This is a genomic window from Silanimonas sp. (genome assembly GCF_027531545.1).
Lineage (GTDB): Bacteria > Pseudomonadota > Gammaproteobacteria > Xanthomonadales > Xanthomonadaceae > Silanimonas.
This window is the reverse complement of sequence record NZ_JAPZSC010000039.1, coordinates 1-25850: the sequence shown is the minus strand read 5'-3', so window position 1 is coordinate 25850 and position 25850 is coordinate 1. Positions and strand designations below refer to the sequence as shown.

Sequence of the window (25850 nt, the reverse complement as noted above, 5' to 3'; positions counted from 1 at the left end):
CGTCGGGGTCGGCGAGGCGCAGCTTACCCGCCACCGCCGCCCGGCACCGCGGCGGCCAACCCCGCGGCACGCTCGGCCAGCGCCCTGCGGTCAATCTTGTTGGTGCCGGCCAGCGGCATCTGCTCGAGGAACCACACGCGGCGGGGGTGCAGGTGCGGCGCGGCAAGGGCCAGTACGTGCTCTTGCAGTTGCTTCTCGGTGGGCGCAGCCCCTGGCTTGGGCACCACGAAGGCCACCGGGATGTGGCCACGCCGCTCGTCGGCCAGCGGCAGCACGCAAACTTCCAGCACGTCGGGGTGGCGCTCGATCAGCCGCTCGACCTGTCCGGGGTACACGTTCTCGCCGCTGCAGACGAACATGTCGTCGGCGCGGCCGACGAAGTAGTACCAGCCGTCAGCGTCCCGCCGCATGATGTCGCCGGTGTGGATCCAGCCGTCCCGCATCTTTTCGGCGCTGAGCTCGGGGCGGTTCTGGTAGCCGTTCATGCGCGTGGCGCAATGCACCTCCAGCACGCCCGTGGCCTCGGCGCCGGTCTCTTCCGCTCCCTCGCCGTCGACCAGTCGCAGACGTGCGTGCGGCTGTGCATGTCCCACCGACATGAACGGCCGTGCCACGCCGGCCGGGTGTGCGCCGAAGTAGCCGGCGCCGGTCTCGGTGGTGCCGTAGCTGTTGATGACGGCAGCCGCCGGAAACAGGGCCTGCACCTGCGACAGCACCGTGGCCGACAGGGGCGCCGAGCCGATGACGACCAGCTTCACGTTGCCGAGATCGGCCTGCGCCAGGGCCGCGCGCTGCTGCGCCACCATGGCCGTCATCGTCGGCACGCCCGACAGCACGCTGACGCGATGCTCGCTCACCGCGCGGATGAAGCCTGCCGCATCGAATCGCGGCATCAGCACGAAGGCGCCGTGCAGCATGAACACGTGCGTGGTGTTCACGGTGGCGTTCATGTGGAACAGCGGTGCAGCCACGATGGAAGGGCCGCTGTCCAGGCACTGGCGCATGAAGTCGGTGGCGTAGCCTGCAGCGATCAGCACCTGGCTGCGGTGCGACAGCAGCACGCCCTTGGGCCGGCCGGTGGAGCCGCTGGTGTACAGCACCAGGGCCACCTCGTCTGCGGACGGCACCACGGCTTCGAAGGGACCGTGGTCGGCGAGCGCGGCGAAGCCGTCGCCCTGCAGCGGCAGCACCGGCAGCGTGCCCGACGCCGCGCTGGGCAGGGCCTGGGCCAGCGGCATCAGATCGGCATCGGCCAGCACCTGGCGCAGTGCGGAGTCCTCGGCCATGTAGGCCAGCGTCTCGGCCCCGGCGCGCGGGCTCACCGGCACGCTCACAAGGCCTGCGCGCAGGGTGCCCAGCATCAGCGCCAGCGCGTGCACGCTGTTGGCGGCCATCACGCCGACACGGTCGCCCCGCACCAGGCCGCGGGCCAACAGGCCGCGGGCGAGCGCGTTGATCAGGTCGTCCAGTTCGCCGTAGGTCCAGCGCTTGCGAAGCGTGCCATCGGCATGGACCTCGATCACGGCAAGTGCCTCGCGCCCGCGCGTGGCGTCCAGCGTCATGCCCAGGTTAACGGTCAGGTCGGTGCGTTGATCCAGCGGTGTCATGCTGTCGCTTCCAGAAAGAAGGTGCCGCGCCCTGTTGCCAACAGCCGGCCAGCGGCATCGGTCACGTCCACGTCCACCACGCCCATGGTACGGCCCGCGCGGCGCACCCGGGCCTGCGCCTGCAACTCCCCGGCCGCCGGGCGCAGGTAGTCTGTGCGGAAGTCCACCGTGCCGGCGCCGCGCCCGGCCACGGCGATGAGCGCCATGCAACCGGCCGTGTCGATGAGCGAGGCGATCGGCCCGCCGTGGAACTGTCCGGTGCCTTGGCCGCGCTCGAACTCTGGCCGAAAGGGCATCGCAAAGCGCGCGGTCTGCGCCTTCATGTCCACGCTCAGCACGCGGATGGCCGCGAAGCGGATGAAGGGTGAGGCGTCGCACTGCCGCTGCAGGCTGGCGACGGGGTCGAGCTGATCGGTGCCGCTGCTCATGGCGTCACCACGATCTTGCCGAACACCTCGCGCTCCTCCATCAGGCGCTCGGCCTCGCGGATGTCCTCCAGCGGCAGCACCTTGTCGATCACCGGCTTCATGCGTCCGCTGCGTGCCAGCTCCAGCAGCGACACGATGTCTTCGCGGCGCCAGCCGTTGCTGCCCATCAGCTTGAGCTCGAAGGTCCACACGTAGCGCACGTCGATGTGCTCATCAAAGCCGGCGGTGGCGCCGCAGGTCAGCAGCCGGCCGCCCACCTTCAGGCAGCGGATGCCTTCCTGCCAGCTGTTGCCGCCGGTGAAGTTGACCACCACGTCCACCCCGCCGCTGCCGCTAATGCGCGGCTTGCCCACCAGCGCATGCACGGCGTCCATCACCTTCTGTTCGCGGTAGTTCAGCACGTGATCGGCGCCCAGCGCCTTCAGCCGCTCGGCCTTGTCGGCGCTGCCGGCGCAGGCGATGACGCGTGCACCGGCCAGCTTGGCCAGCATCACGCAGGCCGTGCCCACGCCGCCGCTGGCGCCCAGCACCACCACCGTCTCGCCGGCCTTCACCTGGCCGATGGTGACCATCATGCGATGTGCGGTGGCATAGGCCAGCGGCAGGCTGGCGGCCACCTCGTAGCCGACGTCGTCGGGCAGCTTGACGAGTTGCTGCGCCCAGGCCAGGCAGTACTCGGCGCGGCCACCGTCGTACATCTCGCCGATCATGCCCTTGGGCGCGCCCTCGCCGGCCACCGGCAGCGGGTCGACCATCACGCGGTCGTCCACCGTCCAGCCGCTCACGCCCGGGCCCAGCTCGGCCACTTCGCCGGCGATGTCCGAACCGATGATGATGGGCAACGGCACCTTGATGCCGGGCATGCTGCGGCGGGTGAAGATGTCGTGGTAGTTCAGCGAGCAGGCGCGCACGCGCAGCAGCACGTAGCCGGGCTGCACGGCCGGGCGTGGCCAGGCGGGTTCGAACACGGTCTGTTCGGGGCCACCGTGGGCATGGACCACGGCGGCTTTCATGGTCGGAGTCATGGGCTCATCTCCAGTCGTTGTGGGTGTCTTCAGGGAAGTTCAGTTCGATCGGTGCGCCGCGCCGGGCCTGTTCTCGGGTCTCAGCGCCGCGGTGAGTCGTGCCGGGGCTTCCAGAAGACCACGGCCTCGCGCAGGCGGGCCAACGCGGTGCCGATGCCGGCGCCCAGCACGGCCAGCGTAGCGATGGCGGCGAACATCACGGCGACGTTGAGGTCGTTCGCGAAGGTCTTGATCAGGTGGCCCAGCCCGGCGCGCGACGCGACGAACTCCGAGACCACGGCACCGATGAACGACAGCACGATGGCAACCTGTGCGCCCGCGAACACGGCGTCGGCAGCGCTGGGCACCTTGACGTCGATCAGCGTGCGCCAGCGCGAAGCGCCGTTGGCGCGGTACAGGTCCAGCAGGCGCGTGTCGGCCGAGGTCAGGCCGGCCACCGTGTTGACGAACACCGGGAAGAAGCACAGCAAGGCGACCGTCACCAGCTTGGACGGCAGGTCGACGCCGAAGTAGACGACGATCAGGGGCGCGATGGCCACCGTGGGCATGGACTGCACCGCGATGACCATGGGGTACAGCACGCGCCTGGCCACGTTCGACTCGGCGACGACCGCGCCGGCGAGTGCGCCCAGCACCGCGCCGATGGCCCAGCCACCCAGTGCGCCCTGCACCGTGAAAAGCGCGTGTGGCACGAAGGCGCCCCGCGACCAGCCGTACCAGAAGGCCTCGGCCACTGCTGCAGGCGAGGGCAGGATCTGTGGCGACAGTTCGAAGACGTCGATGGCCAGCGTCCAGGTCGCGATCAGCAGCAGGAACGTAGCGGTCGTGGCCAGCGCCACCTTGATCGGTTCAGCCACCGCTGTCTCCCTGGGCTGCCGGGCTCGGCTCGGTGTCCGCTTCCCAGAACAGCAGGCGCCGCCGCAGCACGCGCACACCGGCATTGGCCAGCAGCCCGATGCCGCCCAGCGTCACGATGGCCGCGAACGACAGCGGCAGATCGTAGGTCGACGACGCGTCCTGGATCAGGAAGCCCATGCCCCGGGTGGAACCGATGAACTCCATCACCACGCAACCGATCAGTGCAAAGGCGGTCGAGATCTCCAGGCCTGCGAACATCGAGCGCGCCGCCGACGGCAGCTTCAGGTGCCACAGCACGTGCCAGCGGCTGGCACCCGCCGCACGCAGCAGGTCCAGGCGGTCGGCGTCGGTGGCGCGCAGCCCGGCCAGGGTGTTGGCGAACACCGGGAAGAAGCAGATCAGCGCCACCAGCACGACCTTGCCGCCGATGTCGAAGCCGGCCCAGAGGAAGACCAGGGGTGCTACCGACACCTTCGGGATGGACTGCAAGGCCAGCAGGTGCAGCATCAGGGCCCGCTCGAGCCGCTTGAACTCGGCGACCAGCGCGGCCACCACGGCGGCCACCGTGCAGCCGATGACGTAGCCCATCACGGTGGCCGTGAGCGTGGGCGCGAGATGTCGCCAGAGCGTGCCTTCCCCGGCGGCGCGCAGCAGTGCGCGCAGCACGCTGCCGGGCGATGGCAGCAGGAAGCTGGGCACCAGCCCGGTTTGCGTGGCACCCTGCCACAGCAACACCAGGCACAGCAGGCCCGAGATGGGCCAGGCCATGGCGGCGAAGCGGGCGCGGATCTCAGGCATGGCCGGGCTCGCCGGGGGCTGTGGGCAGGCTGCGGAAGCGCGCCCGCAGCTCGTTGCAGAGTTCACCGAAGCGCGCCGCGGCCATGGTCTCGACGGAGCGCGGCCGGGGCAGGTCGATGCGCACCGAGTCGACGATGCGACCCGGCCGCGGGCTCATCACCAGCACGCGGTCGGACAGGTAGACCGCCTCGGGAATCGAGTGCGTGATGAAGAGTACCGTCTTGCCGCTGCGCTGCCAGATGTGCAGCAGCTCGTCCATCATCGACTCGCGCGTCATGGCGTCGAGCGCGGCGAAGGGCTCGTCCATCAGCAGCAGGTTGGGCTCGGCCAGCAGCGCGCGCGCGATGCCCACCCGCTGCTGCATGCCACCGGACAGCTCCTGCGGGTAGTGCCTCGCGAAGGCCGACAGGCCCACCAGTTCGAGCAGGCTCATCGCCTTGTCGTGGTGCTCGGCCACCGACCCCCCACGGGCGCGGATGGGCACCAGCACGTTGTCGATGACGCGCTTCCAAGGCAGCAGCGTCGGCTGCTGGAACACGATGCCGACGTCGGCACGCGGCCCGTCGATGGTGCGGCCCGCCAGGGCCAGGCGGCCCTCGGCCGGCCGCAGCAGGCCGGTCACCAGCTTCAGCAGCGTGGACTTGCCGCAGCCGGACGGGCCGAGCACCGACACGAACTCGCCGGGCGCGACGCCGAACGACAGCTGCTGCAGCGCCGTCAGCGGCCCGCGGCTGGTCGGGTAGACCAGCGAGACACGTTCTACGGACAGGTGCATGAAGGGCCTTCAGCGCGCCGCACGCGACTGCGCTTCGACCGCCGCCACGTCGAAGGCGTTCACCTCGTCGACGAAGCGGTCGGTGTAGAGCTTGGACACGTCGATGTCGGCCCGAGTGATCAGGCCTTCGTCGTGCATGACCTTGATCAGCCGCTTCCACGAGTCGGCCGGGAACTGGCCATAGCGCCGCGGCGCGCCCGCCGCGAAGTCGTCGACCTGCAGGCGGTCGACCAATACCTGCCTCAGGTCGGCCTTCATCTGCTCGGCTTCCTTGCCCGGGGCCGGGCGGGCCGTGGGGTTGGCGTCCCAGTAGGCGCGCACGCAGGCCTCGGCATTGGCCTTGCAGGCGATCCACGACTTGGTGATGGCGCGGCCCATGCCGGCCACGAGCTTGGGCTTCTCGGCGATCAGCTTCTCGCTGGTGACGAAGCCGTTGGAGAACAGGGTGCGGAACTGCTCCGGCATTGGCAGGCGCTTGATGGGGATGCCCGACAGCTCCATGCGGCCGTGTTCGCCGACGAACAGGTTCACGGCATCGACCTCGCCGGCCTGCAGGCGACGCCACGCCGCAGCACCCAGGCCGATGGGCAGCACCTCCACGTCCTTCTGCCACTGGACGCCGACACTGGCGAGCATGGCGCGGGACAAGGGCAGGTTGCCCCAGGTCATCGCGCCGACGCCCAGCTTGCGTCCCTTGAGGTCGGCCAGGGTGTTCAGGGGGCTGGACTGCAGCGTGACGAACTCGAAGGTCTGGCTGCGCAGCCAGTTCATCACGAAGCGCACCGGCAAGGGCTCGTTCTTGGCCGCGGCAATGATGGTGAGGTCCGGGTTGGCATACCCGATGTGAACCTGCCCGGCGGCCACCTGGGGCAGCAGCACGCCCGACCCGGTGACCGTGATGACGTCGAGCGCCAGGCCCTCGTCCTTGAAGAGGCCCAGTTTGTTGCCGTACCAGAGGTAGGAGAACTGCACGTTGTGCGGGCCTGGAATGCCGAACACGGCCTTCTCCTGGGCCTGAACCGGCAGCGCTGATGCAGCGATTCCGAAGGCAGCAGCGAAGAGGATCGAAATGCGCTTGAGCGGGAGCGTGACCATGGGACTCCTTCAGGTGGTGTGGAAAGGTCGAAGCGACATCTATGCAAGGGTGCCGGCGCGGGGCATCGCGGAGAACACTTCATCGGGGACGATGCCGGTGTCCATCCAGTGCGCCACCTGCGCCTGCGCGTCGGCGCAGTCCAGGCCCTGCTCGTGGCGCCAGGCGGCGTCGAAGCAGCTGGTCTGGTAGCGGCGGCCGTCGTCGCACAGCAGCGTGACGATGGAGCCGGCCTGACCCTGGGCCATCATCTGGCTGGCGCACCACAGCGCGGCCACCAGGTTGGTGCCGGTGCTGCCGCCCACCTGGCGACCCAGGCGATCGCTGAGCGCCAGCATCGCCGCCAGGCTCCAGCGGTCGGGCACCTTGAGCATTGCGTCCATCGTGTCGGGCAGGAACGAGGGCTCCACCCGCGGCCGGCCGATGCCCTCGATGCGCGAGCCGGCCGCCATGGTCAGCGCCGGGTCGCGGCTGCGGTAGTGCTCGAACAACACGCTGCGCTCGGCGTCCACGCCACACACGCGCGTGTCGTGCCGGCAGTAGCGCACGTAGCGACCCAGGGTGGCCAGCGTGCCGCCGGTGCCGGCGCTGGCCACCAGCCAGTGCGGCACGGGGTGCGGTTCGTGCCGCATCTGCTGGAAGATGCTGTCGGCGATGTTGTTGTTTGCGCGCCAGTCGGTGGCCCGCTCGGCGTGGGTGAACTGGTCCATGTAGTGGCCGCCGGTCTCGTGCGCGATGCGCTCGCTCTCGGCGTACACCTGCTTCGGGTCGTCCACCAAGTGGCAGCGCCCGCCGTGGAATTCGATGGCCTGCACCTTGGCCGGGCTGGTGCTGCGCGGCATCACGGCGACGAACGGCAAGCCCAGCAGCCGCGCGAAGTAGGCCTCGCTGATGGCGGTGCTGCCGCTGCTGGCCTCCACCACCGTGCTGCCTTCGTGCAGCCAGCCGTTGCACAGCGCGTGCAGGAACAGGCTGCGCGCCAGCCGGTGCTTCAGGCTGCCGGTGGGGTGGCTGCTCTCATCCTTGAGGTACAGGTCCACGCCCGGCAGGCCGGGCAGCGGCAACGGCAGCAAGTGGGTGTCGGCCGAGCGCTGGAAGTCGGCCTCGATGCGGCGGATGGCGCTGCGCACCCAGGTGCGGCGCTGCGTGTGTGTATCGCTCATCGACCGGCTCTGCGGCTCAGTGCCCGAACACGGTGCGGTAGTGGGCGCGCAGCGCGTCCCAGGTGCGGCGGCTTTCGCGCGCGCTGCCGGCCGGCGTGCCGCCGCAGGCCAGGAAGATGCCCAGCAGCGAATGCAGCAGCGCCGGGCAGAAGGTGGTCACGGTGTTGGGCAGCGGTGTGATGTGGCCGGTTTCCTGCAGGCACAGGTGCTGGACCGGGTGCGCAAAGCCCTGGGCGCGCAGCCGGTTGACGATGAGGTCGCTGCCCCAGGCGCTGGGCCACATCTGGTCGTCCACGCCGCTGATCAGCAGCACGGGGCATGACGACTGCTCGATGGGCAGCGCGGCGGTGGCGCGCGTCTCGGGATCGTTGAGCGTGGCGTAGTAGCCGGGAGTGGCGGCGTAGCCGTTGGGCTCGCTCTCGCCCAGGCGCTTCATCTCCTCCAACGACGGCGAATCGCCGGGCTTGCTGTGCGGCACGGGCTGGCCGCGGAAGGTGAAGCTGGGCCCGCCCATGCCCTTGGCCGGGTCCCAGCCGATGCTGGTGGTGTACATGGGCACGATGCCCACCACGCCCTGGATGTGCTCGGGCAGGTAACTCGCCAGCGTAATGACGAGCTCGCCGCCGCGCGACGCGCCCTGGATGCCGATGCGCTCGCAGCCCAGCTCGCGCCGTGCCCAGGCAAAGCCTTCCTCGAAATACTCCAGCGGAATCCCGGCGATGAAGGCCGGCAGGTCCTCATAGGCAAAGTAGGCAAGGCTGACCACGTCGTAGCCCAGCGAGGCCAGCACCGGCGCGTAGCCCAGCTCCAGCCCGCCGCCCGAGCCGGTGAAGCTGAAGATGCAGCCGCGCGCGCGGCCATCGGGCAGCCGGCGTTCCTTCCAGCGCAGCACCTGGCCGCGCAGCCGGCCGTCGCGCAGCGGCAGCACCTCGATGCCGTCCACCAGGCGCTGCAGCGTCACGATGGTGGCGGCGCAGGGGGTGGCTTGACCTTCCACGGTGGCCTGCAGCTCGAACACGTGCGACTTCATCGGCGCGATGTGCGGCTGGCCCAGCTTGTGCGCCTTCTCGGTGGCGCCCAGCATGAAGCTGCGGTCGCTCACCGGCTCGGGCCGCAGGCTCCAGAACAGGCCCGCCGGGTCGATGCCGGTGTAGTGGCCCTCCTCGGCCGGCGCGTCCTCCAGATCGATGCGCCCGGCGGCATCGGCCACGAAGACGGCGCGGGAGGTCCAGGCCACGCCGGCGTCGTCGACCAGGCGCGACGACAGCCACACGCGCTGGCCCGGCACGAAGCCGGCGGCGACGATGCCGATGGGCGTGGGCTGCAGCGCCACGGCGGGCGTGGCGGTGAGGGTGGGTGTGTTCATGAGGGGTTCTCGTGGAGGGCAGGGGCAGGCGCGGGGCGGCTAGACCTTGTGCAGCCAGCGCAGCCCGCGGCTGTAGGCGGCGAACACGGCGCTGCCGTGGGTCTCGTCGTCGAGGATGTCGCAGCGCACGCGCGTGCCCCAGCGCTGGCCGATCAGGCCGGCCATCTCGCGCGTCTCGGCCACGATGTCGGGGATGCCGCGCATCACTGTCAGGTAGTCCTTCCACAGATCGGCGTCCAGGTAACGGTGCCAGCTGGTGCTGAAGCCCGCCGTGGTTTCCTGGTCGCCTGCGGCCAGGTAGACCGACACGTTCAGCGGCCGCTCCACCGCCGCGAACTCGCGCGCGCGGTCGAAGAGGTACGGCCGCTTCCACCAGTACGACGAGCCCACGGCCAGGTAGCGCCGGCAGCCGCCGGGCCGCGTGAGCAGGCAGTAGGTGGCGAACAGGCCGCCCAGCGAATGGCCGGCCAGCGTCCACTCGGCCGGGTTCACGCCAACCTCGCTTTCGATGAAGGGCATCAGTTCGCCATGCACGAAGGTGGCAAACGCCTCGGCACTGCCCGAGGGCGGCGCGGGCGCGCCGAGCATCTGGCCGTAGGGCGCGTCCCACTCGGGCCAGGGCACGGGCGTCAGGTCGCGGTTGCGCGCCACCACGGCCGGGATGGCGTTGTCCAGCGGGTAGCCGATGGCCACCACCACGGCCGGCGGCATCTCGCCCATGCCCAGGTAGCCGGCCACCGACGACATCGCACCCGTGCCCAGGCTGCCGTCGGTGACGACGATGCCGTGCCAGCCCTTCTCGGGCTTGGGCGTCATCGGCATGGGCGTGGTGACGTAGACCAGGAACGGGTACTCGATGGCGTCGCCCTGCACCGTCCAGAGTTCGGTGCGGGCGATGCTGTTGCTGGGTTCGCGCTTGAGGATCTTCATGCTTGCGGTCCTTGTGGAGGGGCTGGGGCTTCGGTGGACTCGGTGAATTCGCTGATGGCGCCGGCCGCGTGCTCGGCCGCCACGGTGATGAGGCCGGCCTGCTCGACGAAGGGCACGCCGCCGTTGCGCAGCGCCTGCCGGCAGGCGCTCAGGTCCTGCACGCGGTAGCGCAGCGCCACCGGCCACACGGCAAAGGGCGTTGCCGGCACCGGCACGGCAAAGCGCGCGGCCAGAACGGCCGGGCTCAGCAGCTCCAGCCATTCGCCCTGCGGCGTGGGCCACAGGCAGCGCTGCGAGGTGTGTTCAGCCGGCGCGGCGCACAGCATGTCGTTGACGTAGGGCGTGTCGGCCGCGAAGTCGTTGCTGCAGTAGGTGATGCCCGCCAGCGTGTGCACCGTGTTCGGGTGCGTCTGCCACGGTTCGTACCAGATGGTGTGTGGCTTGCCGTGGAAGCTGTAGAACAGCGTGCTCCAGCGGCGCGGCGCGGCGCGCCAGTTCAGCATCGAACTGCTGGCGGTGGCGTCGGGGCTGCCGTCGGCCAGCACCACCTCGCGGGCCGAGTTCATGATGGCCGAGGGCGTGTGGCCGAGCGCGATCAGCCGCTCGCGGTCGGCGGCCAGGTCGGTGCAGCTCAGCGAGAGCATCGACAGGCCGCCTTCGCCGCTTTCACCCGGTTCGCCCTGGAAGCGCGCACTCATGAACTCGCGCATCGCCGGGTCGGCGTACTTGTGGAAGTCGCCCAGCAGCTCGAAGTAGTTGCTGTGGAACTGGATGATGTGGTTGGCCGTACCCAGGTTATGGTGCACGGCGCGCGGCATCACCGCAAAGCCCAGGCGCCGATAGGCCGCGGCGGCGGCGTCAAGGTCGCGCACCGAGACGATGACGTGGTCGAGGCAACGCTTCACGACGCGGCCTCCGGCGCTGCGGCCTGCGGCGGCATGGCCATCACCACCGGCGGCATCGCGGCATAGGCCTGCGCGATGCGCGCCTTGCCGGCGGCCAGCGCGTCGGGCCCGATGTAGTGCATGCCGGCCAGCACTGCGTGCACGCGGCGCGTGTGGTGGATGTCGTCCAGCGGGTTGCCGTCCAGCAGCACCAGGTCGCCGATGCCGCCCACGGCCACCAGGCCGTCTTCGGCGCCGCCGCCGTGGTACTCGGCCGCGCGGCGGGTGCTGGCGTGCAGGGCCTCGTGCGGCAGCAGGCCGCACTGCTGCGTCAGGTGCACCAGTTCCTCGTGCAGCGAGTAGCCGGCCACCACGTAGGGGTTGGGGTAGTCGGTGCCGGTCAGCACACGCACGCCGGCGCGGTGGGCGGCGGCCACGGCCAGGCAGCTCAGCCGGTAGGTCTCGTCGAAGAGGTACTGCTTCTCGGGGTTGGCCGCCATCATGTTCATCATCGGGCTGTCGCGGTGGAACACCGTCTGGTGGAAGGTCGGCATGTGCGCCTCGTCGACCGAGCCCAGCGGCCTCCGGCCGCCAAGCGCCTCGACCCGTTCGCTCACCACCACCGTGCCCTGCAGCCAGGTGCCGTGCTCGGCCATCAGCCGCGCCAGGCGCTCCAGCCGCGCCGGGTCGTACCGCTCGGGGCCGCGCTCGTTGTAGAAGAGCTCGGCGCTGTGCGCGATGCCGTGCTGGCCGCGCCGCACGGCGGCTTCCACGCCCACCGACACCGGCACGTGGCCCATCACGCGCACGCCGCGGCGCTGCAGCACCTGCATCAGGCCTTCGTAGCCGTCCGCCGGCAGGTGGCTGTAGGGCTTGGCGAAGTCGTAGCCCAGGTCGGCGATCCGCTCGCCGGCCTGGCGGCCGCCTTCCAGGTCGGCCACGGCATAGCTCATCAGCGGGGTGTGGATCAACGGCGCGCCGTCCACCAGCGGGCTGCCCACCGCCATGCGCGGGCCGGCGAGCTGGCCGTTGCGCACGCTGTCGCGCAGCCACAGCGCGTCGGGGCAACCGGCCATCACTTCGATGCGCGTGATGCCGCAGGCCAGCAGCTCCCACAGCTGCAGGGCATAAGGCAACACGTACCACTGGCCGTCGCCGCCGCCCTGCACCATGCCGGCGAAGGCCTGCGCCCAGGGGGCGGTGAAGGGGTGGGCGTGGATGTCCGACAGGCCGGGCATCAGCGTCTTGCCGCTGGCGTCGACCACCAGCGCGTGCTCGGGCAGCGCGCCGCCGGTGGGCTGCACCGCGGCGATGCGTCCGCCCTGGACCCACACGTCGTGTGCCGGCAGGGCCTGCCAGCCGCGCATCGTCAGCACGCGGGCGTTGCGGAACACCAGCACGCGCTCGGCGTCCAGCCGCTGCATCAGGCCGGCGGTGAGCGCGGCGTCGGCGGTGCACATCGCGCTGCGGGTCTTCGGCGTCTGGTCCGAGAACGAGGGCAAGGCGGCGGCATCCGCCGCACCCGGGGCGCTGGCGAGCCAGCCTCGCCGGGCGTCGCGGTCGGGAGAGAACCCGCCCATGAAGTGCAGCGGGCAGCACCAAGTGCGCCAGGGTGCGGCGGCGTGCGTGCGTGCGGCGGTTTGCTGGGCCAGTGGCGACAGAGGAGTCATGGTGGTGGGGCTCCCGAGGTGGATGAGGTTCAGTCTGCGAACAGCTCGCCGTAGAAGCGCAGCATGCGGTCCATGGCGGTGCGGCCCGCCTCGGCCGTGGCGCGCGGCTGGCCGCCGCAGGCCAGCGTGATCTTGGCAAGCGGGTGGTACAGCGAGGAACACATTGCCGTGGGCTGGCCCGGCGGCACCAGGTAGTGGCCCACGTTCTCGAAGGCCAGGTGCTCGGCGCGGTGCGCCAGGCCGTGGCGGCGCAGGCGGTCGATGACGCGGTCGCCGCCGTAGGCGCTGGGCCACATGGCGTCGTCGCGGCCCGAGATCAGCAGCAGCGGCCCGCTGCAGTGTTCCACCGGGATGCCGCAGCGCGTGTCGGCCTCGGCGCTCGCGGCGTCACGCAGATAGTCGGGTGTGGCGGCCAGGCCATCGGGCGTGTACACCGCGTTGGGTCCGTCCAGGGTCAGCTGCACGTCGGCATAGGGCAGCGGCTGGCCGTTCAGCACCCAGCTGGGCTGCTCGTGCACGTTGCGCAGGTGGTCGAAGCCGGCCACCACGTTGTGGAAGGGCACCATGGCCACGCCGCCGCAGAACAGGTCGGGGCGGTACGACGCCAGCACCAGCGTCAGTTCGCCGCCGCGCGAGCCGCCCTGCACGGCGATGCGCTGCACACCGAAATGCTGCCGCATCCACAACGCCGCCTGCTCGAAGTACGCCAGGTCGATGTGCTGCATCAGTTCGGGTCTGCCCGGCCATGCGAAGGTGGCCGCACTGAGCACCGGGATGCCGTGCGAAGCCAGCAGCGGTGCCCAGCTGTTCTCGACGCCGCCGCCCGAGCCGGTGAGCGACAACACTGCGCCGCGGGCTGGCGCGTTCCCGGGCGCGGGGTGGAAGGCCAGGCCGCGCACGGGGTCCTCGGCCAGTTCCTGCACACGCACGCCCGGGCCCAGGCGCGTCTGGCTGAACTGGCCTTCAGCCAGCACGCGGCCGCCGTCCAGCACGCGCAGCGTGTGCTGGCGCGGCTGCAGCTTGTCGCCGCCGGGCTGGCCGGCCATGTGCATGAAGCTGCGGCCCTGCGTCATGAAGGCGGTGCGGTCGGTGACGCCGTCCGGGGCCATGGACCACAGCAGCCCGTCGCGGCTGGTGCCGAGGTAGCTGCCGCGGCGGCTGGGCGCGTCGGCGGTGTCGATTCCGCCCGTGGCATCGGCGCTCAGTTCGGCCGTGGCCCGCCAGCGCTGGCCGACGTCATCCACGTGCTCGAGTTCGAGCGTGACAATCTGTCCCGGCGCCAGGCCGCTGGCGCGCAAGGGCACCCATTCGTTGTAGAGGTAGGGCGCGGGGCGCAGGTGGAGTGCAACGGTCATGGGGCTCAGGCGTTGGAGTTGGGGGTGGCGCCGCGCGCATGCACCGCCAGACGGACGTAGTAGCCCTGCAGCCGCCACAGCGCCAGCACGCCGAGGGCCAGCGTGACCGCCGCGACGATGACCATGGCGTGCAGCAGGCCGCGGGGGTCGGCCGTGCCGAAGCGGTCCGACAGCCAGCCCACGGCCGGCGCCTGCAACCCGCGCAGCGGCAGTGCCACCAACGGAAACAGCGCGATCGAGCGGCTCAGCAGCGCTGGCGGCGACATCTGCTGCAGCAGCGCGGGCGCCTGCGAAACGCCGACGACCAGGCAGGTCATGGCCAGGCCCGCCAGCAGCAGAAGCAGGCCGGCCGAAGGCGCCCAGGCCATGGCCACCACCAGCGGCAGCGCGGCCAGGCCGCCCAGCCAGACGAGGCGGAAGTTGCCCACCGGGTTGTCTCGGTTGGCCGGGCGCGTCACCCAGTACAGGCCGGCTACTGTGCCCACGGCGCTGGCCAGGGTGACGACCAGCCCGAAATCCAGGCCCGCCCCGCCCACCGTGCTGCCAAAGCTGCGGCCCAGGATGGCCGGCGTCCACAGCATCAGCTGGAACCAGCCGAGCGTGATGAGCGACAACGAGGCCTGCACCATCACCAGCGACAGCCCGTGCTCGCGCAGGTAGTGCCCGAACTGATTGTGCGACAGCGAAGGCGGCGCAACAGCCCCGGCGCCCGGGTCCGCCGCTGCCGCCCCTCCGGCAGGATGCAGGCGCATCCCCAGCACCAAGAACGCCACAGGCACGCCCAACAGCGCCGTGACGAAGAACATCAGCCGCCACGCAGGGGTACCTTCGGGCCAGGGCAGGCGCTGCCCATGCGTGGACAGCGCTTCATACACCGCGCTGCCGGCCACCAGCGCCAGCCCGCTGCCCAGCACCAGCGTGGCGTACACCGCCGCATTGGCCACCGGCAGGCGCTTCGCCGGCACCACCTGCGGCGTGAGCGCATAGACGATGGGCAGCAACGCCGCTTCTCCGATGGCCAGCCCTACCATCGCCCACAGCAGGCCGTCGAAACCCTGGCTGAGGCCGCCGCCGTAGGTGGCCGTCGACCACACCACCACGCACAAGGCCAGCACCCAGCGCCGGTCCCAGCGGTCGGCCAGCCAGCCGATGGGCCAGGCCGCCAGGGCCCCGAGCGTCAGCACGGTCAGCCCATGCAGTTGACCGAGCTGCAAGTCGGTCAGGCTCAGCTCGGCACGGATGGGTTCCACCAGCAGCGTCTGGATCTGCAGGTTGGTGGACAGCAGCAGCACCGCCAGCAGCGCGCCCAGCCCGAACAGCGAGCGCGCCGTCCAGGCGCTTGCAGAGGGTGCGATAGGCAATCCAGAGGATGTACTTTGCGTCGTCATCGAGGGTTACGGACTCCGTGCTGATCATTCGGAGTCTCATTGCTGCCGCGTGTGGCGACTACGCTACCGGGATTCCTAGAAGTTGACAATAGGTTAACTCGATGGAACAGTCTCGGCACGCCCTGCCGCACCCTGAACGGGCCGGGACGGGCGGCGAACCCGCCGCCCTGTATCGCTGTCATTCCGGTCTGCACCCCCCTACAACCCCCGAGGAGTCTCCATGTCCCGCATCTGCTCCCACCGCCGGTCTTCGTTCGTCCGTTCCGCGCCGCGCCTGTCGCCGCTGAGCGCCTGTCTGGCCGCCGCCCTTGGGGTTCCGCTGGGTGCCGCGGCACAGCAGGCGCCAGCGGCCAACACCGGCGTCGAGACCATCACCATCACCGCCACCAAGCGCACCGAGACGCTGCAGGCCGTGCCACTGTCGGTGAAGGCGATCACCGGCGACGAACTGGAGCGTCGCGGCGTGTCCAGCCTCGAAGAGGCGCTGCCGGGCGAGCCCAGCGTGGTGTTCACCAAGGCGGGCTCGCCGCTGACGCGCAGCATCGCCATCCGCGGTGTCTCGGATGGTGCGGCCGTCGGCCTGACGCAGTCCACCGTGGCCATGTACATCGACGACATCCCCACCAGCGTGGTGCAGGGCAACGGCAACATCGACCTGGGCCTGTTCGACATCGAGAACGTGCTCGTCATCCGCGGCCCGCGCTCCACCTTGTATGGCTCGGCATCGCTGGGCGGCACCATCAAGATCACCACCCGCAACCCCAGCCTGAAGGCGATGGAGTCGTACGGTCGGCTGGGCCTGTCAAAGACGAACGGCGCAAGTGACTGGAACAGCGAGGCCGTGGCGGGCGTCTCGGTGCCGCTGGTGAAGGACGTCGTGGCCCTGGGCCTGACGGCCTACCGCACCGAGCAGGCCGGCGTGATCGATGCCGGGGCACTTGGGAAGGACGTCGACAAGGTCGTCACCAGCGGCGCGCGCATCGCGCTGTTCGCACAGCCGACGCCGCAACTCAGCGTGAGTGGCCGCCTCTACCTGCAAGACCTGAAGCAGGACTCGACCTCGGTCTACAACGTCGGCACCGACCTGCAGATTGGCAGCAAGGCCGTGCTCGAACCGCAGAGCGACAAGCTGCAGGCCGCGAACCTGTCGATCACCTACAAGATGCCGGGCTTCGACATCGTGTCGGCCACGTCCTATTTCGACAAGAAGGCGCGGTATGTCAGTGACCTGACGGCGTCGTTCGGCCCGTTCAACGCCGCCTTCGGTTTGCCCGCCGACACGCAGTGGGTGCTCTTCGGCGGATTCGACTCGCGCGTGGCCGCGCAGGAGTTGCGGCTGGTGTCGGCCGAGGCGACCACGGGGCTGACCTGGTCGGCTGGCTTGTTCTGGTCGACCGAGAAGACGCTGAACTACAGCACCACACCGGTGCCAGGGCTGGGCAACGCCTTCGGCAGCGACACCATCATCGACCGCAGCCAGACGGCGTTGTTCGGTGAGCTGGGCTACAAGTTTGGCAATGGCGTGGCCGTGAACGCCGGCCTGCGGCGCACGAGCTACGAAAGCGACGACCAGGTGAACCTGACGCAGTTCGGCGCGACCACGGTGAACAGCTCCGTGATCAAGGAAACGCCGACCACGCCGCACGTCTCGCTGAGCTGGAGCGACACGCGCAGCACCTACTACGTGCAGGCATCCAAGGGCTTCCGGCTGGGCAAGACCAACTTCCCGCTGGCCATTCCGCCCGGTGTCACCTTCTTCGTGCCGCCATTCGCCACGTCGGACAGCCTGTGGACCTACGAAGCCGGCGCCAAGCTCTCGCTGGCCGACAACCGCGTCAACCTCAACGCGGCGGTGTACCAGACGAAGTGGAAGAACCCGCAGCTGACACTTGCTTCGCCGCCCGCGGTGGGGGGCTTCACCTATGTCGATTCGCTGGGCCGTCTGAACCCGGGCGCTTCGGTGGACGTGCAGGGCTTCGAGATTGAGGTGGTGGCGCGGCCCTCGTCTAACCTGCGTCTCTCAGCCGGCGTGGGCTACACCGACAGCACCTTCAGCCAGAACGTCGTGGGCCTGGACTCCACCGGCGGCGTGACGCCGGGCGGCACGCGCAGCGCCGGCATCCCGCGCGTCACGGCCAACGGCTCTGTGCGCTATGACTTCGACGTGGCGGGGCGGCCTGCGAACCTGGGCTTCAACCTGCAGCATGTCGGCGGCTACCAGAGCAGCTACACGCCGGCCACCCGGCGCACGCTGGGCGATTACACGGCCATGGACCTGCGCTTCGGCGTGGACATCGGCGATCTGACGCTGACGGCCTTCGTGAACAACCTCACCGACGAGCGGCCGCTGCTGTCGTCCACCGTGTTTGGGCCGGAAACGGTGTCGACGCTGCGGCCGCGCACCATTGGCGTGGCGGGCACCTACCGGTTCTGAAGCGGCGATCGGGACGCCATGCGGGCGGCACGGCTTAGCATGCGGGTGATGAGCGACCACGACCGCCCCGAACCCATCGACGAAGTAGCCGACGACGGCCACCCACGCGTGAGCCACCTGCGCCACACCCTGGCGCGGCGGCTGCGCACCCACCGCATGCACCAGCACATGACGGCCTCGGCGCTGGCGCAGACCGTGGGCATCAGCAAGGCCATGCTCTCGAAGATCGAGAGCGCCGAGCGCATGCCCTCGGTGCCGGTGCTGCTGGCGCTGGCCGAGGGGCTGGGTATTGAGCTGTCCGACCTGTTCGGCGGGCCGGCAGCGTCGATGGAGCCCGAACTGGTGAGCCGTGGGCAGGAGCCGGTGTTGCCGGGCGGCGACCTGCACGACGGCGTGCAGCTCACCCTGCTGGGCTCTATGGAGCTGCCGGGCATGCAGATCCGGCTGCTGCGAATGCTTGCCGCGCCCGGTTGCCGTTTCCCGAAGCCCGTGCAGTTCGATGGCTTCTGGATCGACCACGTGATCCACGGCGAGTTGATCATGCAGATCGGGGAGCGGCGCTACCACCTGCGGCCGGGCGACTCGCTGACCTACCGCGGCGAGGTGCCGCACGAGATGGTCGACCTGCCCGCCGGGCCGCTGGAGGTGCTCGCGGTGGAGGGCTGGCTCACCTCGACGGGCATGAACCCGGGGCAGTTGGGCAAGGGCACGCGCGGCATCCCCTGAGGTCCTGCTGCCTGGGTCCGTACACCTGTTGGCCCTGGCTTGAGCCAGACAAGGCCGATGCCCGTCAGCCCGTCGCGGCGAACGCTGCCACGGCCTCGTCGAGATCGGCGCCGGTGTGCGCCGCACTGAGCTGCGTGCGGATGCGCGCCCGGCCCCGCGGCACTACCGGGTAGGAAAACACCGCGTGCACGCCGGCGTGGTGCAGCTTCAGCGCCAGCGCCTTGGCCGCTTGCTCGTCACCCAGCATCATCGGCACGATTGGGTGGCCGCTGCCGATGAGCGTGTGGCCCTGTGCCTGCAGTGCGGTGCGGAAGCGTGCCGCGTGCGCCTGCACGCGCTGTACGGCGGCGTCCGAGCTCTCCAGCAGGTCGAGCGCGGCCAGCGCCGCGCCCACCAGCGGTGGCGCCATGGTGTTCGAGAACAGGTAGGGCCGCGAGCGCTGGCGCAGCAGATCGGCCACGGGCCGGCTGCAGGCGGTGAAGCCGCCCGAGGCGCCACCCAGCGCCTTGCCGAAGGTGCCGGTGATGAGGTCAACGCGGCCGAAGAGGCCGCAGTGCGCAGCCGTGCCGCGGCCGTGCGGGCCGATCACGCCTGTGGCGTGGCAGTCGTCCACGCCCAGCAGCGCGCCGTGCTCGTCGCACAGGCGCCGCTTTTCGGCCAGCTGCGCGATGCGGCCGTCCATCGAGAACACGCCGTCGCTGATGCGCCCTGAGCGCTGGTGATGACGTGCTCGGTCTTGCGCACGCCGGCGTCCTGCAGGGCCTGCAGTTCGGCGGTGATGCGGGCGTTGAAGGCGACGGCGGTCATGGCGGGTGATGTGGGTTGCTGCAGGCTTGCGCTCAAGCCGCCTCGAAGACCGTGACCACACCGCAGGCCAGCGCGGCCGGCACGACCAAGCGGCCGCCCACGGCGGCCGAGTCGAGCCCCGCGCCGCGCAGGTGTTGTTCGCACTGCGCCATCGAGCCCACGCGGTAGTGCAGCGCCAGCGGCAGCGCCCCCAGCCCGGCGAGGCCGGCTGCCGGCGTCGCCGCGCCGTAGCGGGCGGCCGCGGCGGCGGGAGTGATGACCTCGCTGACCTCGCCACGCGGGCCGAGGAAGCGGAAGCCGTCCACCGTGCGGTCGGTCGCGGCGCGGCCGTACAGGCTGCGAAAGTAGGGCAGGTCCAGTGCGGGCTCTTCCGACTGGAACACGCAGCGTGTCACCTCCTGCGCGCTGTTGGCGTGGTTGACGTGACCGTCGATGAAGATGGTTTCGGGCTTGGCATGGTGCGAGACGAACAGCGACAGGTAGCGGTGCTGCTCGCGCCAGCAGTACATGAACGAGCTGGCGGTCTCGTCCTCGCGCCCATCGGGGTGCACCATGCGGCGACGCGCGCTGGCGATGGCGCCGGGCTGCAGGCCGGCGGCTTGCAGGCGGGCCTGGTCGGCTTCCAGGCTCTGGCTATCCAGGCTGACATGGCACAGACCGGGCCCAGCCTGCAGGCGCGGGCGGTAGGCGTCCTGGAACAGGGCTGGCGCATCGCCCAGCGTGAACAGCTCCAGGTAGGTGTGGTGCAGGTGGATGACGGCGTTTGAGGAGCCGATGCTCAGGTGCCGTGCGATGGGCCGCACGTGGAAGCCCAGGCGCTGGTAGTCGGCCACGGCCGGCTCCAGTGGCTCGACAAGGATGACGAAGTGGTCGAGGGTCTTGGGTGACACGCCGGCTCTCCAGGTTCTGGTCAGGGCTCGGTTGCCGGGTGCTGCGGCACCGGCATCGCGCCATACAAATCCCGAACCCGGTCCAGGCCGCGCTCGATGGCGGCGCGGGTGAGCAGCGCATCGCCCATGAGCACTGCCTCGACTTGGCGGGTCGCCGCGATGTCGTCCAGCGGATTGCCGCGCAGCAGCACCAGCTCGGCCCGCTGGCCGGGCTCGACCGTGCCCGACTCGTTGTCGCCCATGTGCGCAGCCGCGTTCACGGTGGCGGTGCGCAGCGCATCCAGCGGGCTCAGGCCCACGTCGCGCACCAGCACCTCCAACTCGTCGTGCGCAGTGTGGTGCCCTGCGGCGTTGCTGCTGGGGATGTCGGTGCCGGTGACCAGCCGCACGCCCTCGGCATGCAGCGCACGCAGCATGTTCAGCGTGTGGGCGATGCAGTCGCGGCCCTGGTACTGCATCTGCGGGTCCTGCCCGAAGGCCTTCAGGAAGGGCGAGGCCGGGTGCATCAGCCAGCGCAGCACGGGGTCGAGCAGGTCGTGCAGCGGGTAGGCGTCGGGGCCGACCTGGCCGATGTCGTACTCGAAGGCGCGCGACACGCAGAAGGTGGTCTGCACCGTCACGCCCAGCTCGGCGCACAGCTTCGCGCGCCGGGCCAGCAGGCCCAGGTTGGTACGGCTCTCGGGCGGGTCGTTGTAGAACAGCTCGAAGGTGTGGGCCACGCCGCGCTGGCCGCGCAACAGCGCTTCTTCCACCCGCACCTCGGCCGGGATGTGGCCGGTGCGCTCCACGCCCAGCGCATTGCACTCGGCGCTGAAGGCCACGTAGGCGTCGTAGGGCATGCGCGTGTAGGGCTTGGCGAAGTCGTAGCCGGCCTGCAGCACCTGGCGCGCGGCGGTGCGGCCGCCTGCTGCGTCGCTGACTTGCCAGGTGATGGTGGGCGACCAGACGGCCGGGTAGCCGTCGATCACCGGCGAGGCCACGCGCATGCGCGGCCCGCGCAGGCGGCCGCTGCGCAGCGACTCGCGCAGCGCCAGGTACTCGGGCGTGCCGGCCATCACCTGGATGCGCGTGATGCCGCCGGCCAGGTACAGGAACATCTGCAGGTCGTAGGGCAGCGTCATCACGTCGGCGCTGACGCCCAGCATGGCGCCCCACATCTGCGCCGAGGTGGACGTGCCCGGGTGCGTGTGCATGTCGGCCAGGCCGGGCAGCAGCGTCAGGCCGGTGGCGTCGATGCGCAGCGCGCCTTCGGGCACGGCCGCGCCGGTGGCCTGAACGGCGCGGATACGGCCGCCGCGCACCAATACATCGTGTGCCGGCAGGGCCTGGGCGCCCCGCATCGGGATGACGGTGGCGCCCTCGATCACCAGCAGCCTGTCCGGCGCCACGGTGTCGTAGAGGTCACGCGTGGCCTCGTCGCCGCGCGTGGCAAAGGGCGACAGCGTGTGCACGGTGCCGTCGACAAAGCTGGGCACCGGGCCGGCGGGGGCTGGGGCCTGGGTGGCCGCTCCCATGCCCATGGGCAGCGCCCAGGCCATGTGCATGGGGCAGCAGAAGCTGCGCCAGCGGCCGGGGCGCTGCATTGGCGCGGGTTGGGTGGGCAGGCGGGTGGGGTGCATGGATGTCTCCTTGGAGGAAGCGGCGAAGGGGTTGAAGCGGAGCAAGCGGCGGCTCGGCCGGGCCTGCCTGTCAGGTCGCGCTGGCGGCCATGGCTGCGGCCAGTTCATCGGCCGGGTGCCACACGCCGGCTGCCACCACGCCCACCGGCTGGCGCAGCGCCGCCAGGGAGGCGCCAGGGTCGGCGCGCAGCACCAGCACGTCGGCCAGCTTGCCCGTGGACAAGGTGCCTAGTTCGTCGCCCAGCCCCAGGAAACGCGCCGCGTCCACGGTGGCCGCGCGCAGCGCGCGGCGGGGCGTGAGGCCGGCCTCGACGTATAGGTCCAACTCGTCCAACAAGGACTGGCCGGGCACCAGCCCGCAGCCCGGGCAGTCGCTGCCGGCCATCAGTGGCGCGCCGGCGCGGTCCAGTGCCGAGAGCAGCTCGTAGCGGCGGTAGCGGCCGGCCTCGATGGCCTGCAGGAACTCGGGCTTGAACACCGAGCGTGTGGTGTCTGCCTGCAGTTCGTCGTGCAGCCAGGCGGGCAGCCAGCGCGGGCGCGGTGGCGGCTCGGCGGGCGGCAGATTGGTGAGGGCCTGCTCGATCACCAGCGTGGGCACGTTCCAAGTACCGGCCTCGGCGGTGCGCTCGGCCACCTCGCGGATGCGTGCCGGCGTGGTGTGCAGCCAGCCAACGAAGCGCGCTCCATCGGGTGCCGGTCGCGTGTCAAGCGCGAAGTCATAGGAGCGGAAGTGCTCGATGGAATCCTGCCGGGCGGCCAGCGCGCCGGCCAGGCCCTTGGCGTAGGCCACGTGGCCCACCATCGGCAGGCCCAGTTCGCGGCAGGTGGCGACGATGGCGTCGTAGACCTCGGCGTCGATGTCGTTGTAGACCTTGATGGCGTCGTACCCGGCGTGGTGCTGAGCGATGACGGCGGCGCGCGCCTCTTCCGGCGTGCGCACCAGCTGCCCGAAGTCGGCCAGCTGCGCGAAGGTGAAGCGCGTTTCCAGGATGGGGCCGGTGGTGTGGATGCGCGGCCCGGCCACGCGGCCTTCGCGCACGGCCTGTCGCAGCTGCAGGTGCCAGGGCGTGCCGGCCATGTTGCGGACCGTGGTCACGCCGTGCAGCAGGTAGACCTGCAGCACCTGGGCGCTGCGGGCCAGCGCGGCGGCTTCGTCAGAGGCGAAGCCATCGGCCGCGCCCACGCCCAGCGGCGTCAGGTGTACGTGCATGTCAGCCAGGCCAGGCAGGAGGTGCCAGCCGGTGGCGTCGATGCGCTGCGCGTCGGCAGGAACTGCCAACGCCGCCGTGGGGCCTAGCGCCGCGATGCGGCCGTCGCGCACGACCAGGGTGTGATCCTGCAGGGCTTCGTCCCCGGCCATGGTGTGTACGGTCGCGTGCTCGAAGGCGATGGCTGTTGACATGCGGTACTCGGGGCGCAGAGTCGGGAAGCGCAGGGTACCAAACATTGACTATTAGTCAAGTTGTTGCGTGGCGATTCAGTCTATCTGGCGGCTGCCGGGATCGCGGACTCCCTGCGACAATTGCAGGAGATACTGGCCGGATGGCTGATGCGAATGGCGCTGGTATGGAAACGGGCCTCGCATGTGATGCATTGACTTTCAGTGAACTTCTGTGTCAGCCTTGCGGCGCTGCACGGCAGCGCCGCACCCTGACCGCCACCCAAGCCCGATGGCCATGCAAAACCCGCAATTCGATCACCTGGTCCATGCCGTTCCCGACCTGCAGGCCGCCAACGACGCGCTGGCCGCCGGCCTGGGCTTGACGCCGCTCTACGGCGGCGAACACGCGGCTGACTACGGCACCTGCAATGCGCTGTTGTCGCTGGGCCCGGGGTGCTACCTCGAGGTGCTGGCCCCTGCGCCAGCCGCGGGCGCCGAGCGGCCGCCCTTCGCACAGAGCGTGGCCGCTCTGCCCGAAGGCGACGTGATCAGCTTCGCCGTGGCCACGTCCGACCTGCCGGCCGTGCATTCGCGGGCGCTGGCAGCAGGACTGGGCGTGCGCCCGAGCAAGGCCAATTCACGCGTCACGCCGCAGGGCCACACGCTGCGCTGGCAGGGCCTGTACCTGGACCACGAGTTGTACCGCGGCCTGGTGCCGTTCTACATCGACTGGATGGACTCAATGCACCCTTCAGCCACGGCACCGGCGGGTGCGGTGGTGCAGGATGTCTTCGTGGCGCATCCGCAGCCCGAGGGCCTGCGCACGATTTACGCCGTGCTGGACCTCGACATCCCCGTGCATGCCGGCAACCGGCCAGCCATCGTCGTCACGCTGGCCCACGGGGCACAGTGCTACAGGCTGGTGGGGTCGGGCCGGGGCCTGGGTCTTTGATCATGGGGCCGGGGCAAGATGGCGCCACAACCACGGGCAAGCCCATCCCAAGGGACGTTCGGAGCACATTACCATGTTCACGGCAAGCGACGTCATCATCCTCGGCGCCGGCATGGCGGGTGCATCGCTGGCCGCCGAATTGGCGCCGCACCGCAAGGTGGTCATGGTGGAGATCGAGGACCAGCCTGGGCGGCATGCGACCGGTCGATCTGCGGCCATGTTCTTCGAGAGCTACGGCAACGCCACCGTGCGCGCCTTGACGCGAGCCAGCCGGGCCTTTCTGGAACGCCCACCGGCCGGGTTTGCTGCAGCGCCTTTGCTCTCGCCGCGCAGCGCGCTCTTCGTGTGCGACACGCAGCGATTGGCGGCGCTGCGCGCCATGCTCGACGCACCCGATGCGCCGGCCACGCTGCGTGCCTTGTCGGCCGAAGCGGCGATGGGCTTGTGCCCGATCCTGCGGCCCGACTGGATTGCGGCTGCGGCCATCGACGAATCGGGCAGCGACATGGATGTGGCCGCCATTCACCAGGGTTTCATCCGCCAGGCGCGGCAGGCGGGTGCCCGGCTGGTGCTCGGCGCCTACGAGGTCGCGATCGAGCGCGCCGCCGGTTCGTGGCGCGTGCGATCTCGGGCCGGCGACTACGAGGCGCCCGTCCTCGTCAATGCGACGGGGGCCTGGGCCGACAGCGTGGCCCGGCAGGCAGGTGTGCCGACGGTCGGCTTGCAGCCGATGCGCCGCACCGCGGTGACGCTGCCCGCGCCACCGGGGCTGGACATCCGCGCATGGCCCCTGGTCATCGATGTCGACGAGCAGTTCTACTTCAAGCCCGATGCCGGGCAGTTGCTGCTGTCGCCGGCCAACGAGGACCCGATGGACCCTTGCGACGTCACACCCGACGAGATGGACATTGCCATCGCGGTGGACCGATTCGAGACTGCGACGAGCATGCGCGCGCGCAAGCTCAACCACCGCTGGGCCGGCCTGCGCAGCTTTGTGCCCGACCGCTCGCCGGTGGTCGGCTACGACGCAGCCGCCGAGGGCTTCTTCTGGCTGGCAGGGCAAGGCGGCTACGGCATCCAGATGGCCCCTTCGCTGGCACGCACTGCGGCGGCCCTGCTGCTGGGCCTGCCGCTACCGGACGACGTCGCCGGGCAAGGCGTGCATGCGCAAGACCTTGCGCCGACGCGATCCGCCTTGACGAGGGGGCTGGCCGGCTGAGGCAGCTGCGTTGAAGTCCGGAGTCGACGCCTTGCTGCCAAGCGGCACCTCGCTTCCCTGCTGTTCCTGAAACGGGCGTCGAAGCTGTAGATCGCTTGCCACTGCCTCACCGGTCTGTGATGGTGCTTGATCGAAGGAACACCTGGCCGCGCGCCCCTGTGCCGCCGCAAGCTGGACCGGTTGGGTCTATCGTGAGATGGGCAAGGCGGCGCACCACAAACCTGCCTTTCGCCAATGTCTCCTGATGGCCGAGTAGAGCCGACCGACATTCGCCGATGAACGGCCGGTGCACACCAGGTCGCCGTCCTTCGCGGTCGGACCGCCGCGCCGTCAGACCGCGATGACGTTGAACCGATCGCAGAGGTCATCGACCTGCCGCGCCTTGAGCTTCTCGGCGCGCAGCTTGTGCAGCCCGCTGCGCTCGAAGATGGCGTAGGCGAACCCCTTGTTCATCTGCCGCGACACGTACCGTATCCCGTCCC

Annotated in this window: 23 protein-coding genes; 4 read left to right on the top strand and 19 right to left on the bottom strand. The window is 70.3% G+C overall.

All coding sequences use genetic code 11. The features are described 5' to 3' along the window. Window positions 1-23: 23 nt before the first annotated feature. From O9280_RS15275 to O9280_RS15210, 14 genes are all read right to left on the bottom strand, one after another. A complete protein-coding gene (locus O9280_RS15275) occupies window positions 24-1607 on the bottom strand; it encodes a class I adenylate-forming enzyme family protein (RefSeq protein ID WP_298344674.1) in 1584 nt (527 codons plus the stop codon). After that, complete coding sequence (locus O9280_RS15270) at window positions 1604-2035, bottom strand: PaaI family thioesterase (protein ID WP_298344672.1); 432 nt, start codon at window positions 2033-2035, stop codon at window positions 1604-1606. The genes O9280_RS15275 and O9280_RS15270 overlap by 4 nt, the downstream gene beginning before the upstream one ends. Next, window positions 2032-3060, bottom strand: coding sequence for a zinc-binding dehydrogenase (locus tag O9280_RS15265; RefSeq protein WP_298344670.1), 1029 nt, complete (start codon window positions 3058-3060; stop codon window positions 2032-2034). Before O9280_RS15265 ends, O9280_RS15270 begins: the two co-directional genes overlap by 4 nt. 80 nt (window positions 3061-3140) lie before the next feature. Beyond that, window positions 3141-3917 carry an ABC transporter permease gene (locus tag O9280_RS15260; RefSeq protein WP_298344668.1) on the bottom strand — a complete coding sequence of 259 codons (777 nt, stop codon included), beginning with the start codon at window positions 3915-3917 and terminating at the stop codon, window positions 3141-3143. Further along, window positions 3910-4716: an ABC transporter permease gene (locus O9280_RS15255; RefSeq protein WP_298344666.1), complete on the bottom strand. Its 807-nt coding sequence runs from the start codon at window positions 4714-4716 to the stop codon at window positions 3910-3912. Before O9280_RS15255 ends, O9280_RS15260 begins: the two co-directional genes overlap by 8 nt. Further along, window positions 4709-5491, bottom strand: coding sequence for an ABC transporter ATP-binding protein (locus O9280_RS15250; protein ID WP_298344664.1), 783 nt, complete (start codon window positions 5489-5491; stop codon window positions 4709-4711). Before O9280_RS15250 ends, O9280_RS15255 begins: the two co-directional genes overlap by 8 nt. Before the next feature lie 9 nt (window positions 5492-5500). After that, window positions 5501-6586: an ABC transporter substrate-binding protein gene (locus O9280_RS15245; protein ID WP_298344662.1), complete on the bottom strand. Its 1086-nt coding sequence runs from the start codon at window positions 6584-6586 to the stop codon at window positions 5501-5503. Window positions 6587-6625: 39 nt separating this feature from the next. Further along, window positions 6626-7747, bottom strand: coding sequence for a PLP-dependent cysteine synthase family protein (locus O9280_RS15240; RefSeq protein ID WP_298344659.1), 1122 nt, complete (start codon window positions 7745-7747; stop codon window positions 6626-6628). Between the two features lie 16 nt (window positions 7748-7763). Further along, entirely contained in the window at window positions 7764-9113 is a 1350-nt protein-coding gene (locus O9280_RS15235) for an acyl-CoA thioesterase/bile acid-CoA:amino acid N-acyltransferase family protein (RefSeq protein WP_298344657.1), read from the bottom strand. Window positions 9114-9152: 39 nt separating this feature from the next. After that, the gene (locus tag O9280_RS15230) at window positions 9153-10043 is read right to left on the bottom strand and encodes an alpha/beta hydrolase-fold protein (protein WP_298344655.1); all 891 of its coding nucleotides are present in this window, start codon (window positions 10041-10043) and stop codon (window positions 9153-9155) included. Beyond that, complete coding sequence (locus O9280_RS15225) at window positions 10040-10948, bottom strand: VOC family protein (RefSeq protein WP_298344653.1); 909 nt, start codon at window positions 10946-10948, stop codon at window positions 10040-10042. Before O9280_RS15225 ends, O9280_RS15230 begins: the two co-directional genes overlap by 4 nt. Then, entirely contained in the window at window positions 10945-12597 is a 1653-nt protein-coding gene (locus O9280_RS15220) for an amidohydrolase family protein (protein ID WP_298344651.1), read from the bottom strand. The genes O9280_RS15225 and O9280_RS15220 overlap by 4 nt, the downstream gene beginning before the upstream one ends. A gap of 29 nt (window positions 12598-12626) precedes the next feature. After that, entirely contained in the window at window positions 12627-13952 is a 1326-nt protein-coding gene (locus tag O9280_RS15215; protein ID WP_298344649.1) for an acyl-CoA thioesterase/bile acid-CoA:amino acid N-acyltransferase family protein, read from the bottom strand. 5 nt (window positions 13953-13957) lie between these two features. Continuing rightward, window positions 13958-15313 (bottom strand): MFS transporter, encoded by a 1356-nt coding sequence (locus O9280_RS15210; protein ID WP_298344647.1) that lies wholly within the window; start codon window positions 15311-15313, stop codon window positions 13958-13960. Window positions 15314-15560: 247 nt separating this feature from the next. Between O9280_RS15210 and O9280_RS15205 the strand changes: the two genes are divergently transcribed. Beyond that, entirely contained in the window at window positions 15561-17774 is a 2214-nt protein-coding gene (locus O9280_RS15205) for a TonB-dependent receptor (RefSeq protein WP_298344645.1), read from the top strand. Between the two features lie 48 nt (window positions 17775-17822). After that, on the top strand, window positions 17823-18500 hold the full coding sequence (locus O9280_RS15200) for an XRE family transcriptional regulator (protein WP_298344642.1): 678 nt from the start codon (window positions 17823-17825) through the stop codon (window positions 18498-18500). Window positions 18501-18564: 64 nt separating this feature from the next. Here the strand turns inward: O9280_RS15200 and O9280_RS15195 are convergent, their stop codons facing one another. From O9280_RS15195 to O9280_RS15175, 5 genes are all read right to left on the bottom strand, one after another. Continuing rightward, entirely contained in the window at window positions 18565-19182 is a 618-nt protein-coding gene (locus O9280_RS15195; protein WP_298344639.1) for an aminotransferase class I/II-fold pyridoxal phosphate-dependent enzyme, read from the bottom strand. Beyond that, the gene (locus O9280_RS15190) at window positions 19086-19307 is read right to left on the bottom strand and encodes a hypothetical protein (RefSeq protein WP_298344634.1); all 222 of its coding nucleotides are present in this window, start codon (window positions 19305-19307) and stop codon (window positions 19086-19088) included. Before O9280_RS15190 ends, O9280_RS15195 begins: the two co-directional genes overlap by 97 nt. Window positions 19308-19339: 32 nt before the next feature. Next, window positions 19340-20197 (bottom strand): VOC family protein, encoded by an 858-nt coding sequence (locus O9280_RS15185; protein ID WP_298344631.1) that lies wholly within the window; start codon window positions 20195-20197, stop codon window positions 19340-19342. 20 nt (window positions 20198-20217) lie between these two features. Continuing rightward, window positions 20218-21816, bottom strand: coding sequence for an amidohydrolase family protein (locus O9280_RS15180; RefSeq protein WP_298344627.1), 1599 nt, complete (start codon window positions 21814-21816; stop codon window positions 20218-20220). A gap of 70 nt (window positions 21817-21886) precedes the next feature. Further along, window positions 21887-23263, bottom strand: a complete 1377-nt coding sequence (locus O9280_RS15175) for an amidohydrolase family protein (protein ID WP_298344624.1) — start codon at window positions 23261-23263, stop codon at window positions 21887-21889. A gap of 229 nt (window positions 23264-23492) precedes the next feature. Here O9280_RS15175 and O9280_RS15170 point away from each other — a divergent pair, with 229 nt between their 5' ends. Further along, window positions 23493-24149, top strand: coding sequence for a VOC family protein (locus O9280_RS15170; RefSeq protein WP_298344621.1), 657 nt, complete (start codon window positions 23493-23495; stop codon window positions 24147-24149). A 73-nt stretch (window positions 24150-24222) separates the two neighbouring features. Further along, entirely contained in the window at window positions 24223-25368 is a 1146-nt protein-coding gene (locus O9280_RS15165; protein ID WP_298344618.1) for an FAD-binding oxidoreductase, read from the top strand. Window positions 25369-25850 lie beyond the last annotated feature (482 nt).